Raw genomic sequence first — 19,187 nt, forward strand, 5'->3', positions numbered from 1 at the left:
CTCTATCTCCCCGCGCACCGATAGGTGCGGTACGCGAAACCATCGTAGCGGGTGGCGGCGGACACGAAGGTCGCGGCAACCGTCCCGCAATGTTCGTTTGCACGTGCGTCGACCTGCGCTTCGCTCTGCACGGCCGGGTCGTAGCGCACGTCAAACGTGTCGCCGCCGGTGACGACCACCGCCGGCAGCGTCTGGCAGGCGCCGAGCGCCGCAAGTGAGGCGAAAGCGAGAACCACGCGCATCAGCCCCCCGCCACGGTTGCGGCGGCGTCGGGCGCCAGGAACGTCACGTAATAGCCAAGCACGACAACAGCCACGAGCGAGGTCGGCAGGAAGATCTTCCAGCCCAGGCGCATCAGCTGGTCGTAGCGGTAGCGCGGGACGATCGCCTTCACCATCGCGAACATGAAGAACATGATCCAGATCTTCACATAGAAGATCAGCATGCCGAGCGCCGGATTATCGACCGGGCCCCAGGGCAAATGCCAGCCGCCAAGGAACAGGATCGATGTCATCGCGCACATCAGCACGATGTTGAGATACTCGCCGATCATGAAGAGCAGATACGGCGTCGAGCTGTATTCGACCTGGTAGCCGGCGACGAGTTCCGATTCCGCTTCCGGCAGGTCGAACGGCGGGCGGTTGGTTTCGGCAAGCGCCGAGACAAAAAACATCACCAGCATCGCCAGCATGACGACACCGACGAGGATGTTGTTCGGGAATTCCGCGAAATTGAACAGGCGGAAGCCGTGCCACATCCAAATGCCGTCGCGCTGGTTCTCCACGATCGTGGTGAGGTTCAGCGAACCGACCAGCAGCAAGACGGTGATGATGATGAAGCCGATCGAGACTTCGTAGGACACCATCTGCGCCGCCGATCGCAGGCCGCCCAAGAACGGATACTTCGAGTTTGAAGCCCAGCCGCCCATGATGATCCCGTACACGCCGAGCGACGAGATCGCGAAGAGATAGAGAATGCCGACATTCAGGTCGGCGATCACGATATCCGGCCCCCAGGGCACCACCGCCCAGCCGATAAAGGCCAGCACGAAGGTGATGAGCGGCGCCAGAATGAAAACGGTTTTGTTCGCGCCCGCCGGAATGACGATTTCCTTGAACACGAACTTGAAGAAGTCGGCGAAGGATTGAAGCAACCCGAACGGACCGACGACGTTCGGCCCCTTGCGCAGCTGCACCGCCGCCCAGACCTTGCGATCGAACAACAGCAGGAACGCCAGCGAGATCAGCAGCAGGATCATGATGCCGAGCACTTGGCCCGTCTTCATGAGCGCCCACTCCCACTCGACCGGGAGATTAATCAGCGGAACGTAATCAGCGCTCGGATTCATTCCGCCGCCACCTTGTCAGCACCGGCGCGCAGGCGTGAGCATTCCGCCATCGTCTTCGAGGCGCGCGCGATCGGGTTGGTGAGATAGAAGTCCGCCACACTGCTGCGGAACGGCTCGTTCGAGACCGCGCCATCAGCGCCAATGCTCGCGGCGTTGAATCCGGCGGCGTCCGCGGCGCCCGGCGCGTAATCAACTTGGCCGAAGGTCGGGTGATCGGCGATCATCTTTTGGCGCAGCGCGCCCAACGTATCGTACGGCAGCGTCTTGCCGAGAGCGCCGGAGAGCGCGCGGATGATGGCCCAATCTTCCTTAGCGTCCCCCTTCGGGAAGGTGGCCCGCCGGCCATATTGCACGCGGCCCTCGGTGTTCACCCAGGTCGCGTCCTTTTCGGTGTAAGCGGCGCCGGGCAGGATGATGTCGGCGCGGTGCGCGCCCGCATCGCCGTGCGTGCCGACATAGATCACCGTGCCCGTGTTCGGCAACGCCACCTCATCGACGCCGAGCAGCAGAAGCGTGTCCAGGCCGCCCTTCAGCATCTCCGTCGCGCTCTTGCCGCCTTCAGCCGGCAGGAAGCCGAGATCGAGGCCGCCAACGCGCGAGGCCGCGCTGTGCAGCACGTTGAACGCGTTCCAGCCCTCTTTCGCTAGGCCCGCGGCAATCTTGCCAGCGGCGCGCAAGACAGCCGCGCCATCCGCGCGCGCCAGCGCGCCAGCGCCCACGATGATCAGCGGCTTTTGCGCGTTCCTCAGCACGTCGCCGAAAGCGCCGAGGTCGCTCAGCGATTGCGGGCCAGCGCCGAGATGCTTGTACTTATAAGTGAGGTCCACCGCTTCGCCGACAACCGCGACTTCGGCGCCACGCAGCCAGGCCTTGCGAATGCGCGCATTCAGCACCGGCGCTTCCAGACGCGGGTTCGTGCCGATCAGCAGGATCGCGTCGGCGTCGTCGATCCCGGCGATGGTGGAATTGAACAGATAAGATTGACGCGCGCCGCCGCCGATCTGTGCGCCGTCGGCGCGGCAATCGGTGTTGGGCGAGCCCAGCGCGCGGAAGAGATCGAGCGTCGCCTTCATGCTCTCGGCGCACGTCAGATCGCCAGCGATCGCGCCGATCTTCTTCGGGTCACCCGAGAGCGCCTTCGCGGTCGCTTCAAGCGCCTCGGCCCAGCTTGCCGCGCGCAGCTTGCCGTTTTCGCGGATGTACGGACGGTCCAGACGTTGGCGCGATAGGCCGTCTTCGGCGTAGCGCGTCTTGTCGGAAATCCATTCCTCGTTCACGCCCTCGTTCACGCGCGGCAGCACGCGCAGCACGGCATCGCCGCGCGCATCGACGCGGATGTTGGAGCCAAGCGCGTCCATCACGTCGATGGTCTCTGTCTTGGTCAGCTCCCAGGGCCGCGCATTGAACGCGTACGGCTTCGAGGTAAGCGCGCCAACCGGGCAGAGATCGATCACGTTGGCCGAAAGCTCGCTCGATAGCGACGCTTCCAGATACGTGGTGATTTCCATGTCCTCGCCACGGCCCGTCGCGCCAAGTTCTGGCACGCCAGCCACCTCCGTCGCGAAACGGACGCAGCGCGTGCACTGAATGCAGCGCGTCATCACCGTCTTCACCAACGGGCCCATGAACTTTTCTTCGACCGCGCGCTTGTTCTCATCGAAGCGCGAACCGCCGCGGCCGTAAGCGACGGATTGGTCCTGCAAATCGCACTCGCCGCCCTGGTCGCAGATCGGGCAATCGAGCGGATGATTGATGAGCAGAAACTCCATCACCCCTTTGCGCGCCTTATCGACGGTGGCGCTGTTGGTGACGAGTTCGTTGAGCTTATCGTCGCGCGGCGGCGGCAAATCTTTCACTTGCTGCGCGCACGAAGCGACCGGTTTCGGGCCGGATTTCCCACCGACCTTCACCTCAATGAGGCACATCCGGCAATTGCCGGCGATGGACAGGCGCTCGTGATAGCAGAAGCGCGGAATCTCAGCGCCCGCAGCCTCGCAAGCCTGCAGCAACGTGTATTCGGGAGGTACGTCGACTTCAGCACCGTCGACGAGAATCTTCGTCATTTCAGAGGCCCGTTTCGCGGACGCGCATGGACGATTTATTGCGTCGCCGCAAGGGGGCTAAACGTCCGCATTCAGAGGTGCTTTCTGCGAACGATTCTCACGCATTTAGGCGTCACCGAAACGATCCGCGCGATTGTTCCGTTATCCTGCGTAAGCCTCGGGCGGAACTGCGATTTTGCCGGAACGGCGGGCATGCTCGGGGGTTGGTGATGCACGGGCGGGCAACCAAGGAGCTTAGCCATGGCGAACCAACAACAGCCGAACCAGGAACGCGAACGCCAAGCGCAACCTGGCAGACCGGATCAAGGCGACCGCCAACCGGGCCAAGAGCGTCCGGAACGCGATCAAGAACGGGTCGAGAAGAATCGCGACGGCGACCAAAGCGCCCGCAATAAAGTTCGAGCGGAGACGCTAGACTACTAATGGATCGGAGCGGTGAAGAACCGCTCCGTTTTCATGCTTGGGCTTCAGACTTGGGTCAGCGCGTCCTTGCCCACGACAGTGATCCATTCCCGTACGCACCAGCCGGTGACCACGCCTTGCGTGACGTAAGGGTCGCTCTTGGCGAACTCCTCGGCCACCGCCGGGGTTTCGGATTTGAACAGCAGCAAGCCAAATGGCGGCTCGTCGCTCGGCACCGCGCCACCGAGTTGCAACTCATCGCGCGCCGCCGACGCCCGCGCCTTTTCCAAGTGCACCGCCCGATGCGCCGCGCGCTTTTCGAGGTAGTCCGGTGCGTAGGTGTAGATGAGGAGGAAGTGCTTCACGCCCTACTCCGCCGCCACCGGCGTGCGGACTTGGTGGATGCCCTTCGCGGCGCGGTAGCGATCGATGCGCTGCTCGATTTCGCCGCGGAAGCAGCGGATCAGGCCTTGAATCGGCCACGCGGCGGCGTCGCCAAGCGCGCAGATCGTGTGGCCTTCCACTTGGCCGGCCACATCGAGCAGCAGATCGATTTCGCTGTGATCGGCTTCGCCCTTCGCCATGCGCTCGAGCACGCGCCACATCCAGCCAGTGCCTTCACGGCACGGCGTGCACTGGCCGCAGCTTTCGTGCTTGTAGAAATAGGCGATGCGCGAAATCGCGCGGATCATATCGGTCGATTGATCCATGACGATCACGGCCGCGGTGCCGAGGCCCGAGCGGTGCGGCGCGGCCGACAGCGAGTCGAAATCCATCAGCATGGTTTCACACTCTTCGGCCTTCAGCATCCGTACCGATGACCCGCCTGGGATCACCGCTTTCAGATTGCCCCAGCCGCCGCGTACGCCGCCGGCATGCTCTTCAAGCAGCGTCTTCAGCGGAATGCTCATCGCCTCTTCGATGTTGAGCGGCTTATTCACGTGGCCTGAAACGCAGAACACCTTCGTGCCCGTATTGTTAGCGCGGCCGATGCTCGCGAACCATTTGGCGCCGCGGCGAATGATCGTCGGCGCGACCGCGATCGATTCCACATTGTTCACGGTGGTCGGGCAGCCATAGAGGCCGACATTGGCCGGGAATGGCGGCTTCAGGCGCGGCTGGCCCTTCTTGCCTTCGAGGCTTTCGAGCAGCGCGGTTTCTTCGCCGCAAATGTAGGCGCCCGCGCCGTGGTGCATGTAGATGTCGAAATCCCAGCCATGTACGTTGTTCTTGCCCACGAGCTTAGCCTCGTAGGCTTCCTTGATCGCGCGCTCCATCGCTTCGCGTTCGGCGACGTACTCGCCGCGCACATAGATGTAGCAAGCGTGCGCCTGCATCGCGAACGACGCGACCAAGCAGCCTTCGATCAGCAGATGCGGATCGTGGCGCATGATATCGCGGTCTTTGCACGTGCCCGGCTCAGACTCGTCTGCGTTGACGACGAGATAGTGCGGCCGGTCCTTCACTTCCTTCGGCATGAAGGACCACTTCAAGCCTGTCGGGAAGCCTGCGCCGCCGCGGCCGCGCAAACCGGAATCCTTCACCTGCTGAATGATCCAGTCACGCCCGGCGTCGAGCATGTCCTTGGTGCCGTTCCAGGCGCCGCGCTTCTTCGCGCTCTCCAGGTCCGCGCCACGCGTCCCGTAGAGATTGAGGAAAATGCGATCCTTATCCGCGAGCATATCTCAGTCCTGCGTGTCCGCGCCGCGCATGCGGCGGCGGTGATAAAGTGTGCGCTGGATCATGGCGTAGAGCAGGATAAGCCACCCTGCGCCCAACACGATCCAACCCAGATTCAAAAGCCATGGCGCCGGCGCCTCCGCCGACTTCGCCGTGATCAAGAGACCAGCGCCGGCGATCACGACGATAAAACCAATCATGCGCGGCCCGCGCGCGATGCCGCGCAGCTCAGCGCGATAGGCGTCGCGTGCTTCGGGCGTATCAAGGTTCGGCGCGTTCATCGCCCACCTCGCGGCGCAAGCGACATGAAGAGCCGCAAAGCAAACCAAGCCGCGCCGATTGCGGGGCCTGCCACGTAGCCGCTCGCCAATGGGCGCTGCTCAACCAGCGCCATGTATGCCGCCACGCCGATTAAACCGAGCGTCAGCACGCCATAAACTACGATCGCCGCGCCCTGCTTCGGCGCACGCGAAAAGGCGTCCGGATCGAACGGCAGCCGCCCTCTTGTGTGGCGGAATGGCGGAGGCGTGCGGTTCTCGCTCACACCTTCTCCGGCAAATTCGGTAGCGTGATTTTCTGGCCCAGCGAGCCGTCATACATCGCGGGATCAGTCAGTACGCTCGTGCCGCCGACAGGCGCAGAGGCGTCGCGGCCAATCGCCGAACCCGGCTCAATCTTCTCACCACGCGCCAGTTTGTCCATCAACGCTTCGAGGGCGTCCGGCGTCAGGTCTTCGTGATAATAATCGTCGATCGCGATCACCGGTGCATTCACACAGGCGCCGACGCATTCGACCTCTTCCCACGAGAACAAGCCATCCGCGCTCACCGCGTGTTTGGCGCCAATTCGGCGCTTGCAAACGTCCTTCAAATCCTCCGCGCCACGCAACGCGCATGGCGTCGTGCCGCAGAGCTGGAAATGGTGCTTACCGACCGGCGAAAGGTGGAACATCGTGTAGAAGGTCGCGACCTCCAGCACGCGGATCAGCGGCATCTCCAGAAGCTGCGAGATCGCTTGAATCGCGGGCTCGCTCACCCAGCCTTCTTGCTTCTGCACCAGCCACAAGATCGGAATCACGGCTGATTGCTTCCGCTCCGGCGGATACTTGGACATCCACCAACGCGCTTGCTCCATCGTCGCGTCGGAAAACGCGAAGCTGGCGGGTTGTTCGGCGGCGAGACGACGGACGCTCATGCTCTTCTCACTTCACGAAATCGACGCGGGCGATCTGCCCGTTTTTGACAGTATAGATGGCGATGGCTTCAAGGCGCGGACCGTTCGGGCCACGCACCACGTCTTCATGATCGATGACGACGTCGCCAAGGCTCATGCGATGCACGAGCCGCGCCTTGTTCTCCGGGAATTGCGCGAACATCGCCGCGTAACGCGCGCGAATTTCATCGCGGCCGTTCTGCGTGACGGCGCCGTTCAGATCGCAAATCTGGCAATCCGGCGCATAGGTCGCCAGGAAGGCGTCCATGTCTTGCGCATTGTACGCCTCAAGCTGGCGCTGGACGACATCCACGGCGCTCATGCCGTCGCTCCTCGGCCTTCGATTTTATCAAGTTTTGCCAACGCTTTATCGGCATCATCGCGCGCCTTCAGCAGCGAGGCGCGGCGATAGGCGCGCAGATACGTCTTCAACACCGGCGCCTTGAGCAACGCGCCGCGGCGGACCGCGATTAGCATCAACAGCGCGGGCAGAAACGAGAGCGTCGAGAGCCCCGGGGCCGCACGCGGATCGAGCACGTCCATATATTGCATGCGCAGCGGCACCACGACGAAGCCGATCATCAGGCCAATGGCGAGGCCCTGGATCGCCGCGCCAATGCGTACGCGCGCTGGATGGTGCTCCACATGCTCCGCTTTGAAGGCGATGAACGCATGCACCAGGAACGCGAGCGCGATCACGAGGGCGACAAGGCCCTCGATCCACAGCATCAGCGGTCCATGCTCCGGGTTCACCGATCGATTTCCCCGAACACGATGTCGAGCGAGCCGAGCACGGCGGAAACGTCGGCCAGCATGTGGCCTTTGCAGAGATAATCCATCGCCGCGAGGTGCGGGAAGCCCGGCGCGCGGATCTTCAGGCGGTACGGCTTATTGGTGCCGTCGCTGACGAGATAGACGCCGAACTCACCCTTCGGCGCTTCGACCGCCGCGTAAGCCTCGCCAGCCGGCACGTGGAAGCCTTCCGTGTAGAGTTTGAAGTGATGGATCAGCGCTTCCATCGATTGCTTCATCTCCGCCCGGCGCGGCGGCGCGTACTTGGAATTCTCCGGCAACACCGGGCCAGGAGTCTGACGCAACAGCTTCACGCATTGCTGCATGATCTTCGTCGACTCGTACATTTCCTCGACACGACAGAGGTAGCGATCATAACAATCGCCGTTTTTGCCGAGCGGAATTCTGAAATCGAGCTCGTTGTAGATTTCGTAGGGCTGCGAGCGACGCAAATCCCAGGCAAGGCCCGAGCCGCGCACCATGACGCCCGAGAAGCCCCATTTCAGCGCATCTTCTTGACTGACGACGCCAATGTCGACGTTGCGCTGTTTGAAGATGCGGTTGTTCGTGAGCAGCCCCTCGATGTCGTGCACCTTGGCCGGGAATTGCGCGCACCAAGCTTCGATGTCGTCGATCAATTGAGGCGGCAAATCCTGGTGCACGCCGCCTGGGCGGACGTAGTTGGCGTGCATGCGCGACCCGCAAGCGCGCTCATAGAACACCATCAGCTTTTCGCGCTCTTCAAAGCCCCAGAGCGGCGGCGTCAGCGCACCGACGTCCATCGCTTGCGTGGTGACGTTCAGCAAATGGTTCAGGATTCGACCGATCTCGCTGTAGAGCACGCGGATGATCTGCGCCCGCCGCGGCACTTCGATGCCGGCGAGTTTTTCGATCGCCAGGCAGAAAGCGTGCTCCTGGTTCATTGGCGCGACGTAATCGAGACGGTCGAAATACGGGATCGCCTGCAGGTAGGTTTTGTACTCGATCAGCTTCTCGGTGCCGCGATGCAGCAGGCCGATATGCGGATCGACGCGCTCAACCACTTCGCCGTCGAGCTCAAGCACAAGGCGCAACACGCCGTGCGCGGCCGGGTGCTGCGGTCCGAAATTGATGGTGAAAGTGCGCTTCTCTTCAGTCGGCGCGTTGGAGAGATCGTCAGCCATTGGCCTTCTCATCGCCTGGAAGCGTCATCCCCTCCCAGGGAGACAAGAAATCGAAATTGCGGAAGGCTTGCGTGAGCTTCACCGGCTCATAGACCACGCGCTGCTGTTCGGCGTCGTAGCGAACTTCGACGTGACCCGAGAGCGGGAAATCTTTGCGCAGCGGCCAGCCTTGGAAGCCGTAATCCGTGAGCAAGCGGCGCAGGTCCGGGTGGTTCGAAAATAGGATGCCGTACATGTCGAACGCCTCGCGTTCGAACCAGTCCGCGCATGGGAAGATGCTGGCGACGCTTGGCACAGCCGCCTCTTCGTCAGTCTCGATCTTGATGCGGATGCGCTGGTTCAGATGCATCGACAGCAAATGATAGACGACATCGAAACGCTTGCCGCGCTCAGGATAGTCGACGCCGCAAATGTCGATCAAAGTGGTGAAACGGCAGCGCGGATCGTCACGCAGGAAGGTCAAGACCGTGTGGATCTGATCGGCCTTCGCCGTCAGCGTCAGTTCGCCGACCGCGATGGTTTGACCAGTGATCGCGCTCGTCATCGACGCGGCGATATGCGCGCCCAGATCGTCCAGGGACTGGCTCATCGCACAATATTCCCTTCGCGGCGGATTTTACGCTGCAACTGCAGAATGCCGTACACGAGCGCTTCCGCGGTTGGCGGGCAGCCTGGGATGTAAATGTCCACCGGCACGACGCGATCGCAGCCGCGCACGACGGCGTAGCTGTAATGATAATAGCCGCCGCCATTCGCGCATGACCCCATCGAGATCACGTAGCGCGGGTTCGGCATCTGATCGTAAACCTTGCGCAGCGCCGGCGCCATTTTGTTGGTGAGCGTGCCCGCCACGATCATGACGTCGGACTGACGCGGGCTGGCGCGCGGCGCAAAGCCAAAGCGCTCGACGTCATAACGCGGCATCGACGCTTGCATCATCTCGACCGCGCAGCACGCGAGGCCGAACGTCATCCACATCAGCGAACCCGTTCGCGCCCAGGTGACGAGATCGTCAGCGGCCGCAACGAGAAAACCCTTATCGGCAAGCTGGTCCGAAAGCCCCGTGTAAAACGGATCGTCTTCCTTGACCGGGAAGCCGCCTTCGACGCCGGCGCGCGCGGCGCTGCCTGCTGGCGTAATCACTCCCATTCGAGCGCGCCTTTCTTCCATTCGTAGATAAAGCCAACGGTCAACACGCCGAGGAACGCCATCATCGACCAGAACGCGAACTGGCCGAGGGCTGGGTCCATGCCGCCAAGCGTGATCGCCCAAGGAAACAAGAATGCGACTTCAAGGTCGAAAATGATGAAGAGGATCGACACAAGGTAGAAGCGCACATCGAACTTCATGCGCGCGTCGTCGAACGCGTTGAAGCCGCACTCGTAAGCCGACACCTTCTCCTTGTCCGGGCTCTTCGGCGCGACAACCCAGGCCGCAATGAGGAAGCCCGCGCCCATCACCAGAGCGATGGCGAAGAAGATCAGGATCGGTAGATAATCAATGAGATCGAGGCCCATGCACCCCACCTAAGCCGCATCGGGCCGCCTCGCCAGAGCACTGGCGCCGCAGCCGCGAAATCGCGCGGAAGCTAGTCGTGTGCGCCCCGACTCGCAACCAAACACGCAGTTGCGAGCGGCTCGCAACTCGGTCACATGGAATGTGGTTGGAGACTCGCGCCGCGCGCCTTGATTTTGGCTCGGCCCGCAGTGAAAAGCGCTCACTAGAGGTGACCATGAACGTTCTACGCGCCGCTGTCGGCATTTGCGGGCTGGCCCTGCTTGGGCTCGTCCTGTGGGCGGCTTTCGCCAAGCCCGATTTGCATGGAACGTTCCTGGACCAATTCAATGTCATCACCACACTGCCCTGGGGGGTGGTCAGCCTTGTCGACCTGCTGATCGGCTTTGCCTTCTTCGCCACGATTGTTTTTCTGACCGAGCGCTCTTGGGTAGTCGCCGCGCTGTGGGCCGCGCCGATCTTTATCCTCGGCAATGTCTGGTCGGCCGTTTGGCTGGTGATCCGGCTACCGCATTTGGCGAAACAATTGTCGAAACCGGACTGGCCGACCTCATGAATTATGCTCGCGCAAACAAGTCTTTGCGCAGCACGTCAGCCAGCAACCGCGCCTCGTCTTCACGCTGACCGCCTTCACGCCAAGCCACGCCGATCGAGCGGCCGACCAGCGGCTCAGAGAAGGCGCGCACGGCCACATGCGCACCCGCCGCAACGCCGCCTTCAGCGGCAATTTTCGGCAACAGCGTCACGCCCATGCCTCCGGACACCATCTGCACCAGAGTGTGCAGGCTGGTCGCGCCGACTTCCGTCGAGCGCCGCTGCGGCGCCAGCCGGCACGCAGACAAAGCGTGTTCGCGCAGGCAATGGCCATCTTCGAGCAACAACACGTCCTCAGACCGCAAATGCTCCGGCATCAGATCGTTCCGATCCGCCAACGGATGTGTTTCGGGGCAGACGAGAAGGAACTCGTCCTCCGCCACCGGCGCTGTCGCGATGCCATGCGCCTCGTATGGCAACGCAATCACAGCCGCATCGAGCGTCCGCGCGCGCAACGCATCGACCAGACGCGCCGTCAAATCCTCGCGCATCTGCAAGCGTAATTTCGGAAAGCGCTTCTTCAGGATCGGCATGACGCGCGGCAGAAGAAATGGCGCGATTGTCGGGATCGCGCCCAATCGGAAGGAGCCGGAAAACGGCTCCCCTGCGGTGTGCACCGCCCGCACCAATTCCTCCACCTCACTCAACGCCCGCGCCGCTCGATCCGCCGCCTCTTCGCCCGCAGGCGTGAGCACCGCACCGGCGCGGCCCCGCTCAACCAGCACCGCCCCCAGCGAAGCTTCCAGTTCCTTGATCCCGGCGGACAATGTTGGCTGCGTCACGCCCACTGCGTCGGCGGCCGCGACAAAGCTGCCCTCCGCCCGTATAGCGAGCAAAAACTGCAATTGACGCAGCGTCGGCATGGACGAAGCGGGAATGCGGGCGTCTTCCATAGGCACTTTCTATAGCTCTAGATGGCTATATCGATTTGATCGAAGGTGATTCAAGGTTCATCTGCGCTGCGCTGCAGCAAACTATGCTGCAGCGCACACAGGAGACGAACTATGCTGGGTATCGGCGCGACTTTGCCGGAATTCAAAATCACCGGCGTGAAGCCCGGTTTCATGGAACACGAAGAGAAGGGTGAATCCGCATTCGAAACGCTCACCCGTGACTCGTTCCCGGGCAAGTGGAAGATCATCTACTTCTACCCGAAGGATTTCACCTTCGTTTGCCCGACCGAGATCGCTGAATTCGGCAAGCTTGCGAAGGAATTTGAAGACCGCGACGCCATCGTGCTTGGCGGCTCGACCGACAATGAATTCGTGAAGCTCGCCTGGCGTCGCACGCACAAGGACTTGGCGCGTCTGCCGCATTGGCAATTCGCAGACACCAACGGCTCACTCGTGGACGGCCTCGGCGTGCGCTCGGAAGATGGCGTCGCCTATCGCGCGACGTTCATCGTCGATCCGTTCAACGTCATTCAGCACGTGTACGTGACGAACCTCAATGTGGGCCGGAACCCGCAGGACACGCTTCGCGTTCTTGACGCGTTGCAAACCGACGAGCTGTGCCCGTGCAACCGCCAAGTTGGCGGTGAAACGCTCGCCGCGTAAGCAGCGACTGGCATCCCCGCCAGCGCGTCAATCCCTCCCCCCGCGACGCGCTTTCCCGCCCTCTATCGAGGGCGGGCGGGGACACCGGGGCCAATTTCCAAACATCGAGGAAATCACCATGTCGCTCGACGCATTGCGCGATGCGCTGCCTGACTATGCGAAAGACATCAAACTGAATTTGGGCTCGCTCGCGAGCGAAACAACGCTCAACGATCAGCAAAAGTGGGGTGCGTTTCTGGCGTCCGCGCATGGCGCAGGCGAACCGAACGTGGTGCGCGCACTGGATGCTGAAGCGAAAGCCAAGCTCTCGCCGGAAGCCTACACTGCCGCCAAGACCGCAGCTGCGATCATGGCGATGAACAATGTCTATTATCGCTCGCTGCATCTGCTCGCCAACGAGGAGTATCGCACCTTGCGCGCCGGCCTGCGCATGAACGCCCTCGCCAATCCAGGCGTCGATAAGGCCGATTTTGAGCTGTGGTCGCTCGCTGTCTCCGCCATCAATGGCTGCGGCATGTGCCTGGACAGCCACGAAGAAGAGCTGCGCAAACGCGGGCTTTCGGCCACGCAAATCCAAGCAGCCATCCGCATTGCCGCCGTTGTCAACGCCGCCAGTGCCATTCTAAGAGCTGAGAGCGCGTTGGCTTAAGCCGCCGCGCATGTTGTCGTTTGCGCTTGGCCCTGCGCCAAGCGCATCGGCACGCGAATGGTAAAGGTGGAGCCGGCGCCAAACTCGCTGACAGCGCTGACTTCTCCGCTCAGGGTTTGGGCCATGCGTTGGGCGATCGAAAGCCCCAGCCCCATGCCGCCCTTGGCCCGCGTCGACGAACCATCGATCTGCGTAAACGGTTTGAATACGCGGTCGATATCCTCGGCCTTTATGCCTACGCCGGTGTCCGACACCGAGATCACAAGGTGGTTGCGTCCGTCGATCTCCTCGCGCGCGGCCGTCACGGCGATGAGCCCATTGCTGGTGAACTTCACGGCGTTGGAGAGCACCGCCGCCGCGCAGACGAGCAGTTTGCCGCCGTCCGTGTAAGCCCATTCAGCATCCGGCTCGACACGCAGCGAAATCCTGTTGCCAGCCTCCCGCGCTTCGTCGCGCAGGGCGTGCACGGCCTCTTCCAGCATTTTTCGGACGTCGACGTCGCGCGGCGATAGCCCATCCCTACCAGCGTCGACGGAGGAGAGACTCAGAATTTGATCGATCAAACCAAGCAAATGACGCGCCGAGCCGCTGATGCGCGCGGCGTCGTCGGCCAGCTCCTTACGTCCGTCCGCCTCCAAGTCTTCCTGGATGATCTCGGCATAGCCGATCACGGCGTTGAGCGGGGTGCGCAATTCGTGCGTCATCACCGCTAGGAATTCTGATTTCGCGCGGTTGGCTTCCTCAGCCTCAGCCCGCTTCAACTCGGCTTCCAGTTGGCGATCCTTGGCAGCCTGGTTCGCCGCGCGCCACGCGTTGACCATCTGCGTATTGTTGAGCGCCGAACGGCCGATATAAGCCAAGAATCCGACCACGCCGCAGCCGACGCCAATCGCGCCTTGATACGCATCGGACGGCGCTTGGCCGAACGGAATGAACGGCATCGCCAGCAGAACGAGCGTCGATGGCACGGCACAGAGCGCCATGAAGCGGGTCGATTGGAACGTGAACAACATGACGCTGACGAGCGAACTCGCCGCCATGAGCACGCCGAGCACCCGGCCGGAACGTCCGCCAAAGGCCGACAAGACCATCGGCATGGCGCAGAAAATCATAATCGAAAACAGGCAGCCGCAGACGAACAGCGCGCCGGCGGTGCGCTTCTCCGCCTCGCCGCGGGCGTCCAGGTAAGAATTGCCGAGCATGTAGTCGAAGCCCATCGACAACAGGATCGCCAAATACCAACCGAGGCCCGCAGAGATCGAATTCAAGACGAACGCAGCGCCCGCCGCGAACAATGCGCCAATGGTCAAACGCCAGCGCAAGCTCGACACCCGCCCGCGCGCCGCCGCGACCATGGATGCGTCAAGAAAATTGAACACGACCGCCCCCGTTGCACCGTGTGTATGGTCGTGCTGCTTTCCTATCCATTAACTGAAATCGGCATTTCGCTATTTGCGAGCCACGGAGCGCAATATTTCTATGGCAGATTTCGACGCCGTTATCGTCGGCGCAGGCGCTGTGGGCCTCGCCACCGGTTACGCCCTGGTTTTGCGCGGGCAGAGCGTGCTCGTGCTCGAGCGCGCCGGCCATATCGGCGCGGGCGTCTCATCGCGCAATTCCGAGGTGATTCACGCCGGCTTGCACTATCCGACCGGGTCGCTGAAAGCGCGGCTATGCGTAGAGGGCCGACGCGCATTGTACGCCTTCTTGGACGCGCACAACGTCGCCTACGACAAATGCGGCAAACTCATTGTCGCGACAGAAGACAGCGAGATATCGGCGATCGATCAACTCGCCCGTCAAGGCAAGATCAACGGGGTCGAAGGCATACGCTGGCTGAACGGCGCCGAGGCGCGCGCCCTGGAGCCGGAATTGCGCGTCGTGGCGGCGTTGGAGTCACGCGAGAGCGGCGTGTTCGATGCGCATGGCTATATGGCCGCCCTTCAAGGTGAGATCGAAGCGCATGGCGGCGCCGTCGTGCTCAATGCGCCGTTCGAAGGCGCGCGCCGCACGGGCGACACGTTCACCATCGCCGTCGGCGGCGAGGCGCCCACCACCATCACGGCCGCGCGCCTCATCAATGCCGCTGGCCTCAGCGCGCAAGCCTGCGCCCGCGTGATCGAGGGCTTCCCCTCCGCGCGGATCCCCGCGCAACATCTGGGCAAAGGCAATTACTTTGCACTCCAGGGCGTCAAAGCGCCGTTCGCGCGCCTCATCTATCCACCACCGATTCCAGGCGCGCTGGGCACACATTATCGGCGCGACCTTGGCGGGGTCGCCCGCTTCGGGCCCGATCTCGAATACGTTGATTACGAGGATTATGTCGTCGATCCCGCCCGCGCCGCGACCTTCTATCAAACCGTGCGGCGCTTCTGGCCCAATCTCCCGGACGGCGCGCTGCAGCCGGACTATGCCGGCATCCGCCCGAAGATTCACGGTCCCGGCGAAAGCCAAAGCGACTTCGTCATCGACGGGCCAGCCGATCACGGCCTCGCCAATCTGGTCTGCCTGTTCGGCATCGAGAGTCCCGGACTCACCTCATCCCTAGCAATCGGCGAAGAAGTCGCACGCCTTCTCTCATAAAGGCAAAAGACAGGGGCGGACCGAAGTCCGCCCCTCGGGCAATTGATGCGGCTGGATCAGAAGCGCCAGTTGAATCCGGCTTGCACGCTCGTGTTTGACAACACGCCGCGGCCAGTGTCGGAACTGGCTTCAATGTGGGCCGAGAGATCCTCGCTGAATTGGTAGGATAGCCCAGCCGAACTCGCGACCCATTCGTGATCGAGTTCGTTATCGATGCTGAACGCGGCTTCTGGCGCCGCCAGGAAGTAGGCGTTCACGCGGTCCACGCCATCCGCCAATTCGGTGACCAGACCCACACGGCCGTACGCCGACAGCGGCGAACGACCGCTGAACTCCGGCCGATAAGCGAATTGCAGCGCCGTTTCGACCGTCACCGAATCCAGCGACCGCGCCGCGACGTCGAGCGCAAACTCGCCGCCGCCATACTCGGTGTAGCCGTCAAGTTGCAGGTTCACATAGCTCAGCGCGACCGCAGGCCCGAGCGACAGGCCTTCAATCGGCTCGAACGTATAGCCAGCACGCACGCCCGCCATGGATTGCGTCGCGCCTGCTTCGGACTCGGCCTCGTTGGCGATGCTCATGCCCGGTAGACGCGCCATGTCGTAATCATGGTGCGCGACGCCGACATAGGAATCGACATTCCAATTGCCGTCCCACCAGGTGGCATACGCCAGCACGCCATATCCGGTGTGGTTCATCGGCGTGGAGCCGGTGCGCTCATCGCTGGCGAGATAGCGCGACATGGTCGAGGCGATGCCGAGCGCGAACCCGTCATCGACGCGATAATCCATGCCGACCGTCATATCCGCTGTGCTGAACGCCGAGAGTGACGACGGATTGTAGCGATCGTCCTCAAAGCCTTCATCGCCGATCGCGGTGAGATTACCGTGTCCGGAAATGAAGAAGCCAAGCCGTGCATTCGGATCAATCGCCTGCCCGCCGACGCTGCTGAGCCGCGCAGCTTCAGTCGGATTGGAATTGGCGCCTGCCGCCGCAATGCGGCGCCCCGCCAACGCGCTGCGCTGGCTCAAGCCGCGCACGCCAGCGCGAAGCTCCGCCGTGCGCGTATCGAGATCGAGCGTAAAGCCTTGCGAGAATTGGACCGCGAGCGGCACGGTTTGGAACGAGTTGGTCGGCGTCAGACCGAACAAGGTGTTATCGAACGTGGCGTAGCTTGCCGTATCGACCAACGTGAAGAGGTTGGTGAAACCATTGTAGTGGCCGCCCCACCGCAGCACATCGATGGCCTCGCCCAGCGAATGCAGGCGGTGGCCGGCGCCGAACCAGCCGCCGAGGGGCCGCGCCTTCACGACCACGTCGACATTGCCATTCGCACGCACAATACTATCGCCGTACAAGCTCGGCCCAACCGTGACGAGGTTCACATCGTCAAAATTGCCGACCACCGCGTCGGCATTCAGCACGGTGTACACGTCATTCCAACGCGGCAAGCTCTGCGCGTTGACCGGCACAACGAACACGTCGCCGTCAAGGCTAGCCGCACCGTTCACCAGCAAGAAGTCGTTGGTGATCGTGTTGCGGTGACGCTGAACATTGACGACCATGTCGCCGTGCGAGGTCTGAACGTAATCGCCATTGATGGTGAGCGCGCCAACATTGGTGAGCTCACCCGCCGAGATCACACCGTTCACATTGTAGACCGTCTGCGCTGTGATCGAGCCGCGACCGGTGAGGAATCCGCCCCACAACATGTATTCACGCGTCGCCAACGCGCCGTCGACGTTCACGAACCCGCGCGCATGATCGACCGCGATCAGCGAATTGAACTGATAGGCCGAGCGGATGTCGAGTTCGGTCAAATGGCCGGAGACCGTGAGATTGTCGATCTCCACATTCATATCAACGCGCGTGCGGCCGATATTGTTGAGCGTCACATCGTAGAAGCGCGCCGTGCCGTCGGAGGAATCGGCCCAATCGCCGAACGCGCCGAAATCATTGTTCGGCACAAAGCCGGTCGAACCGGGCCCGGTTGGACCGCCATTGCTGGCTGTGGGACCCGACGATGAACTGCCGCCGGATGAACCGCCGCCGGAGCCGCCCCAACCTTCAAGCACAGCCGCGGCGTTGGTCGCGAGAGAACCCGACGCCGCCAGCGCTGTCTCTGGCGAGGTCGCGCCTTCGATGTCGCCCGGGATGTCCAGATCGAACACCGTGCCCCATTTCGGGGTGTCGGCGTAATAGCCGGGCTCGGCGTCGCTCGGCAGGCCATTTCTCACACGACCAAAGCGATCAATGTAGAAATAGTTCGGGTCCATGTTCTGAACCCAGGTCGATGGATTGCTCCAATTGCGATTGCCGTTGCGTGCGGACGCATAGACGTACGGATTGTTCTCCACGATCCAATCGCGGAACAGGAACAGGGGATTGTAGTACGAGACGTCCCCATAACCGCCATTGGCGCTGGTGAATGTCCAGCCGCCGCTCAGCACACCCGTGATCAACGGCCGCGAATAGATTTCGTCGGCAAACAGCGCCGAACCGGAATCCCCGCCCGCGGTGCCCACTTCGTGCTCTAGTGCATCGCCCGGATACCAATCGATGTGATCGCCCGTGCTGATCGCCGAAGTGAAATCGTACGTGATCAACGGCCCGTACGCGTTCGGACCATCCGACGGCGTATTGCAGATGAGGTCGTTCGGACCCAGGATGAAGTCCACGCGCGTGCAATCGTCGGCGATGCGATCCGGCTTATCAAAGTCGATGTGATAGAGAAGCTGACTGCCCTCGACGCCGTAATCGAGGCCTGGGATGACGAAGGTCGCGGCCAGGAAATCCGCCTGCGAGAACAAGCCGTCGATCATGTTCTCGCCGATGCGGCGCTTATAATCTATGCCGATATACGGCCCGTTCGTCCCATCGCCCGTGCCGCCATAGCCGCCGACAGCCGCATGTGTCGGCCCAGTCAGCGGTGAGAACAACATGCCGTAAGTAGGCAAATTGATCGCCGGTGAATCGAACGTCGCCATCGAGAGATCGCCGCCCGGGAAGAATTCCTGCGCGTTGAACACCGATTGCACTTGTAACACGTTGTAGAGATTGAGTTCGGGAATGCTCGACCATTGCGACGCATCCGTCCAATCGCGCAGGAAGCCATCTTCGTCGAACAACCATTCATTGCGCGCGGCCAAATTGCCGACGGCGTTGAAAGCAAAGCTCATGCGGTTCGGCGTATCGGTCGGGCCAAACGCTTCGTCTGGGCTGCCGCCAGTGCAATGCTGCGCGAACACCACCGTGCGCGGATTGATCAGCGAACCGGTGCAGGTTGAAAGCCACAAGCCGTCGGCGTCCTCGTACAGATAGAACATCTGCCCGACGCCGCCCCATTCGTTGTCGAGGTCGACCGTCTCATCGTTTTGGCCGTTGGCGTCGACGGAGATGACGTCGTCATCGCGCACAACAGTCGCGTGCGCATCTTTCGCGACCATCGATGCAACAGCGACGATGGACGCCGACATCAGCAATTTGGCGAGCACGCCCTTGGGCGCGTTCTTGGTGGTCTTCATGGTGACACCCTCTGTGATTTTTGAAGGCTGACTTCCCCACACCCTTGGCGCGAGTGTGCGGTAACCAATTTCGCCGCGTCAACAAAAAGTCTAGAAAAAGCCCGAG

Annotated in this window: 22 protein-coding genes; 5 read left to right on the plus strand and 17 right to left on the minus strand. The window is 62.1% G+C overall.

Annotation, left to right across the window (positions count from 1 at the left end; translation table 11 throughout):
- Nucleotides 1-2 precede the first annotated feature (2 nt).
- Genes VF769_RS15475 through nuoG form a run of 3 tightly spaced genes read right to left on the minus strand, consistent with a single transcriptional unit; the run spans nt 3 to nt 3,411 of the window.
- Entirely contained in the window at nt 3-242 is a 240-nt protein-coding gene (locus VF769_RS15475; RefSeq protein WP_331009325.1) for a hypothetical protein, read from the minus strand.
- On the minus strand, nt 242-1,348 hold the full coding sequence (nuoH, locus tag VF769_RS15480; protein ID WP_331009326.1) for an NADH-quinone oxidoreductase subunit NuoH: 1,107 nt from the start codon (nt 1,346-1,348) through the stop codon (nt 242-244). Before nuoH ends, VF769_RS15475 begins: the two co-directional genes overlap by 1 nt.
- A complete protein-coding gene (gene nuoG / locus VF769_RS15485) occupies nt 1,345-3,411 on the minus strand; it encodes an NADH-quinone oxidoreductase subunit NuoG (protein ID WP_331009327.1) in 2,067 nt (688 codons plus the stop codon). The genes nuoH and nuoG overlap by 4 nt, the downstream gene beginning before the upstream one ends.
- Nucleotides 3,412-3,651: 240 nt before the next feature.
- On the opposite strand from nuoG, the gene VF769_RS15490 reads away from it, so the two are divergent.
- A complete protein-coding gene (locus tag VF769_RS15490) occupies nt 3,652-3,834 on the plus strand; it encodes a hypothetical protein (RefSeq protein WP_331009328.1) in 183 nt (60 codons plus the stop codon).
- Between the two features lie 44 nt (nt 3,835-3,878).
- Here VF769_RS15490 and VF769_RS15495 read toward each other — a convergent pair whose 3' ends face one another.
- Genes VF769_RS15495 through VF769_RS15545 form a run of 11 tightly spaced genes read right to left on the minus strand, consistent with a single transcriptional unit; the run spans nt 3,879 to nt 10,177 of the window.
- Nucleotides 3,879-4,178 (minus strand): YciI-like protein, encoded by a 300-nt coding sequence (locus tag VF769_RS15495; protein ID WP_331009329.1) that lies wholly within the window; start codon nt 4,176-4,178, stop codon nt 3,879-3,881.
- A 3-nt stretch (nt 4,179-4,181) separates the two neighbouring features.
- Nucleotides 4,182-5,495: an NADH-quinone oxidoreductase subunit NuoF gene (nuoF, locus tag VF769_RS15500; RefSeq protein ID WP_331009330.1), complete on the minus strand. Its 1,314-nt coding sequence runs from the start codon at nt 5,493-5,495 to the stop codon at nt 4,182-4,184.
- A gap of 3 nt (nt 5,496-5,498) precedes the next feature.
- Nucleotides 5,499-5,774: a hypothetical protein gene (locus VF769_RS15505; RefSeq protein WP_331009331.1), complete on the minus strand. Its 276-nt coding sequence runs from the start codon at nt 5,772-5,774 to the stop codon at nt 5,499-5,501.
- Nucleotides 5,771-6,037 (minus strand): hypothetical protein, encoded by a 267-nt coding sequence (locus VF769_RS15510; RefSeq protein ID WP_331009332.1) that lies wholly within the window; start codon nt 6,035-6,037, stop codon nt 5,771-5,773. Before VF769_RS15510 ends, VF769_RS15505 begins: the two co-directional genes overlap by 4 nt.
- Entirely contained in the window at nt 6,034-6,687 is a 654-nt protein-coding gene (gene nuoE, locus VF769_RS15515) for an NADH-quinone oxidoreductase subunit NuoE (protein ID WP_331009333.1), read from the minus strand. Before nuoE ends, VF769_RS15510 begins: the two co-directional genes overlap by 4 nt.
- A 7-nt stretch (nt 6,688-6,694) precedes the next feature.
- The gene (locus tag VF769_RS15520; RefSeq protein WP_331009334.1) at nt 6,695-7,027 is read right to left on the minus strand and encodes an SgcJ/EcaC family oxidoreductase; all 333 of its coding nucleotides are present in this window, start codon (nt 7,025-7,027) and stop codon (nt 6,695-6,697) included.
- The gene (locus VF769_RS15525) at nt 7,024-7,458 is read right to left on the minus strand and encodes a hypothetical protein (RefSeq protein WP_331009335.1); all 435 of its coding nucleotides are present in this window, start codon (nt 7,456-7,458) and stop codon (nt 7,024-7,026) included. Before VF769_RS15525 ends, VF769_RS15520 begins: the two co-directional genes overlap by 4 nt.
- Nucleotides 7,455-8,660, minus strand: coding sequence for an NADH-quinone oxidoreductase subunit D (locus VF769_RS15530; protein ID WP_331009336.1), 1,206 nt, complete (start codon nt 8,658-8,660; stop codon nt 7,455-7,457). The genes VF769_RS15525 and VF769_RS15530 overlap by 4 nt, the downstream gene beginning before the upstream one ends.
- Nucleotides 8,653-9,249, minus strand: coding sequence for an NADH-quinone oxidoreductase subunit C (locus tag VF769_RS15535; RefSeq protein WP_331009337.1), 597 nt, complete (start codon nt 9,247-9,249; stop codon nt 8,653-8,655). Before VF769_RS15535 ends, VF769_RS15530 begins: the two co-directional genes overlap by 8 nt.
- Nucleotides 9,246-9,830, minus strand: a complete 585-nt coding sequence (locus VF769_RS15540; protein ID WP_349258154.1) for an NADH-quinone oxidoreductase subunit B family protein — start codon at nt 9,828-9,830, stop codon at nt 9,246-9,248. Before VF769_RS15540 ends, VF769_RS15535 begins: the two co-directional genes overlap by 4 nt.
- Nucleotides 9,800-10,177, minus strand: a complete 378-nt coding sequence (locus VF769_RS15545; RefSeq protein ID WP_331009339.1) for an NADH-quinone oxidoreductase subunit A — start codon at nt 10,175-10,177, stop codon at nt 9,800-9,802. The genes VF769_RS15540 and VF769_RS15545 overlap by 31 nt, the downstream gene beginning before the upstream one ends.
- A gap of 215 nt (nt 10,178-10,392) precedes the next feature.
- On the opposite strand from VF769_RS15545, the gene VF769_RS15550 reads away from it, so the two are divergent.
- A complete protein-coding gene (locus tag VF769_RS15550) occupies nt 10,393-10,731 on the plus strand; it encodes a hypothetical protein (RefSeq protein ID WP_331009340.1) in 339 nt (112 codons plus the stop codon).
- Between the two features lies 1 nt (nt 10,732).
- On the opposite strand, the gene VF769_RS15555 is transcribed toward VF769_RS15550, so the two are convergent.
- Nucleotides 10,733-11,662 (minus strand): hydrogen peroxide-inducible genes activator, encoded by a 930-nt coding sequence (locus tag VF769_RS15555; RefSeq protein WP_331009341.1) that lies wholly within the window; start codon nt 11,660-11,662, stop codon nt 10,733-10,735.
- Between the two features lie 111 nt (nt 11,663-11,773).
- Here VF769_RS15555 and VF769_RS15560 point away from each other — a divergent pair, with 111 nt between their 5' ends.
- Nucleotides 11,774-12,325 (plus strand): peroxiredoxin, encoded by a 552-nt coding sequence (locus tag VF769_RS15560; RefSeq protein ID WP_331009342.1) that lies wholly within the window; start codon nt 11,774-11,776, stop codon nt 12,323-12,325.
- Nucleotides 12,326-12,443: 118 nt separating this feature from the next.
- Complete coding sequence (locus VF769_RS15565) at nt 12,444-12,974, plus strand: carboxymuconolactone decarboxylase family protein (protein ID WP_331009343.1); 531 nt, start codon at nt 12,444-12,446, stop codon at nt 12,972-12,974.
- Here VF769_RS15565 and VF769_RS15570 read toward each other — a convergent pair.
- Entirely contained in the window at nt 12,971-14,353 is a 1,383-nt protein-coding gene (locus VF769_RS15570) for a HAMP domain-containing sensor histidine kinase (protein WP_331009344.1), read from the minus strand. The two genes, VF769_RS15565 and VF769_RS15570, sit on opposite strands and share 4 nt — an antisense overlap.
- Before the next feature lie 100 nt (nt 14,354-14,453).
- Here VF769_RS15570 and VF769_RS15575 point away from each other — a divergent pair, with 100 nt between their 5' ends.
- The gene (locus tag VF769_RS15575) at nt 14,454-15,557 is read left to right on the plus strand and encodes an NAD(P)/FAD-dependent oxidoreductase (RefSeq protein WP_331009345.1); all 1,104 of its coding nucleotides are present in this window, start codon (nt 14,454-14,456) and stop codon (nt 15,555-15,557) included.
- Between the two features lie 56 nt (nt 15,558-15,613).
- Here VF769_RS15575 and VF769_RS15580 read toward each other — a convergent pair whose 3' ends face one another.
- Entirely contained in the window at nt 15,614-19,081 is a 3,468-nt protein-coding gene (locus tag VF769_RS15580) for an autotransporter domain-containing protein (protein ID WP_331009346.1), read from the minus strand.
- Between the last annotated feature and the right edge of the window lie 106 nt (nt 19,082-19,187).

This window comes from Vitreimonas sp., from assembly GCF_036392335.1.
Classification (GTDB): Bacteria; Pseudomonadota; Alphaproteobacteria; order Caulobacterales; family Aquidulcibacteraceae; genus Vitreimonas.

Bases quoted from the DNA above. Each gene is read 5' to 3' on its own strand.
- VF769_RS15475 (WP_331009325.1), bottom strand. From the start codon at position 242: ATGCGCGTGGTTCTCGCTTTCGCCTCACTTGCGGCGCTCGGCGCCTGC.
- nuoH (WP_331009326.1), bottom strand. From the start codon at position 1,348: ATGAATCCGAGCGCTGATTACGTTCCGCTGATTAATCTCCCGGTCGAG.
- nuoG (WP_331009327.1), bottom strand. From the start codon at position 3,411: ATGACGAAGATTCTCGTCGACGGTGCTGAAGTCGACGTACCTCCCGAA.
- VF769_RS15490 (WP_331009328.1), top strand. From the start codon at position 3,652: ATGGCGAACCAACAACAGCCGAACCAGGAACGCGAACGCCAAGCGCAA.
- nuoF (WP_331009330.1), bottom strand. From the start codon at position 5,495: ATGCTCGCGGATAAGGATCGCATTTTCCTCAATCTCTACGGGACGCGT.
- VF769_RS15505 (WP_331009331.1), bottom strand. From the start codon at position 5,774: ATGAACGCGCCGAACCTTGATACGCCCGAAGCACGCGACGCCTATCGC.
- nuoE (WP_331009333.1), bottom strand. From the start codon at position 6,687: ATGAGCGTCCGTCGTCTCGCCGCCGAACAACCCGCCAGCTTCGCGTTT.
- VF769_RS15520 (WP_331009334.1), bottom strand. From the start codon at position 7,027: ATGAGCGCCGTGGATGTCGTCCAGCGCCAGCTTGAGGCGTACAATGCG.
- VF769_RS15530 (WP_331009336.1), bottom strand. From the start codon at position 8,660: ATGGCTGACGATCTCTCCAACGCGCCGACTGAAGAGAAGCGCACTTTC.
- VF769_RS15535 (WP_331009337.1), bottom strand. From the start codon at position 9,249: ATGAGCCAGTCCCTGGACGATCTGGGCGCGCATATCGCCGCGTCGATG.
- VF769_RS15540 (WP_349258154.1), bottom strand. From the start codon at position 9,830: ATGGAAGAAAGGCGCGCTCGAATGGGAGTGATTACGCCAGCAGGCAGC.
- VF769_RS15545 (WP_331009339.1), bottom strand. From the start codon at position 10,177: ATGGGCCTCGATCTCATTGATTATCTACCGATCCTGATCTTCTTCGCC.
- VF769_RS15550 (WP_331009340.1), top strand. From the start codon at position 10,393: ATGAACGTTCTACGCGCCGCTGTCGGCATTTGCGGGCTGGCCCTGCTT.
- VF769_RS15555 (WP_331009341.1), bottom strand. From the start codon at position 11,662: ATGGAAGACGCCCGCATTCCCGCTTCGTCCATGCCGACGCTGCGTCAA.
- VF769_RS15560 (WP_331009342.1), top strand. From the start codon at position 11,774: ATGCTGGGTATCGGCGCGACTTTGCCGGAATTCAAAATCACCGGCGTG.
- VF769_RS15565 (WP_331009343.1), top strand. From the start codon at position 12,444: ATGTCGCTCGACGCATTGCGCGATGCGCTGCCTGACTATGCGAAAGAC.
- VF769_RS15575 (WP_331009345.1), top strand. From the start codon at position 14,454: ATGGCAGATTTCGACGCCGTTATCGTCGGCGCAGGCGCTGTGGGCCTC.
- VF769_RS15580 (WP_331009346.1), bottom strand. From the start codon at position 19,081: ATGAAGACCACCAAGAACGCGCCCAAGGGCGTGCTCGCCAAATTGCTG.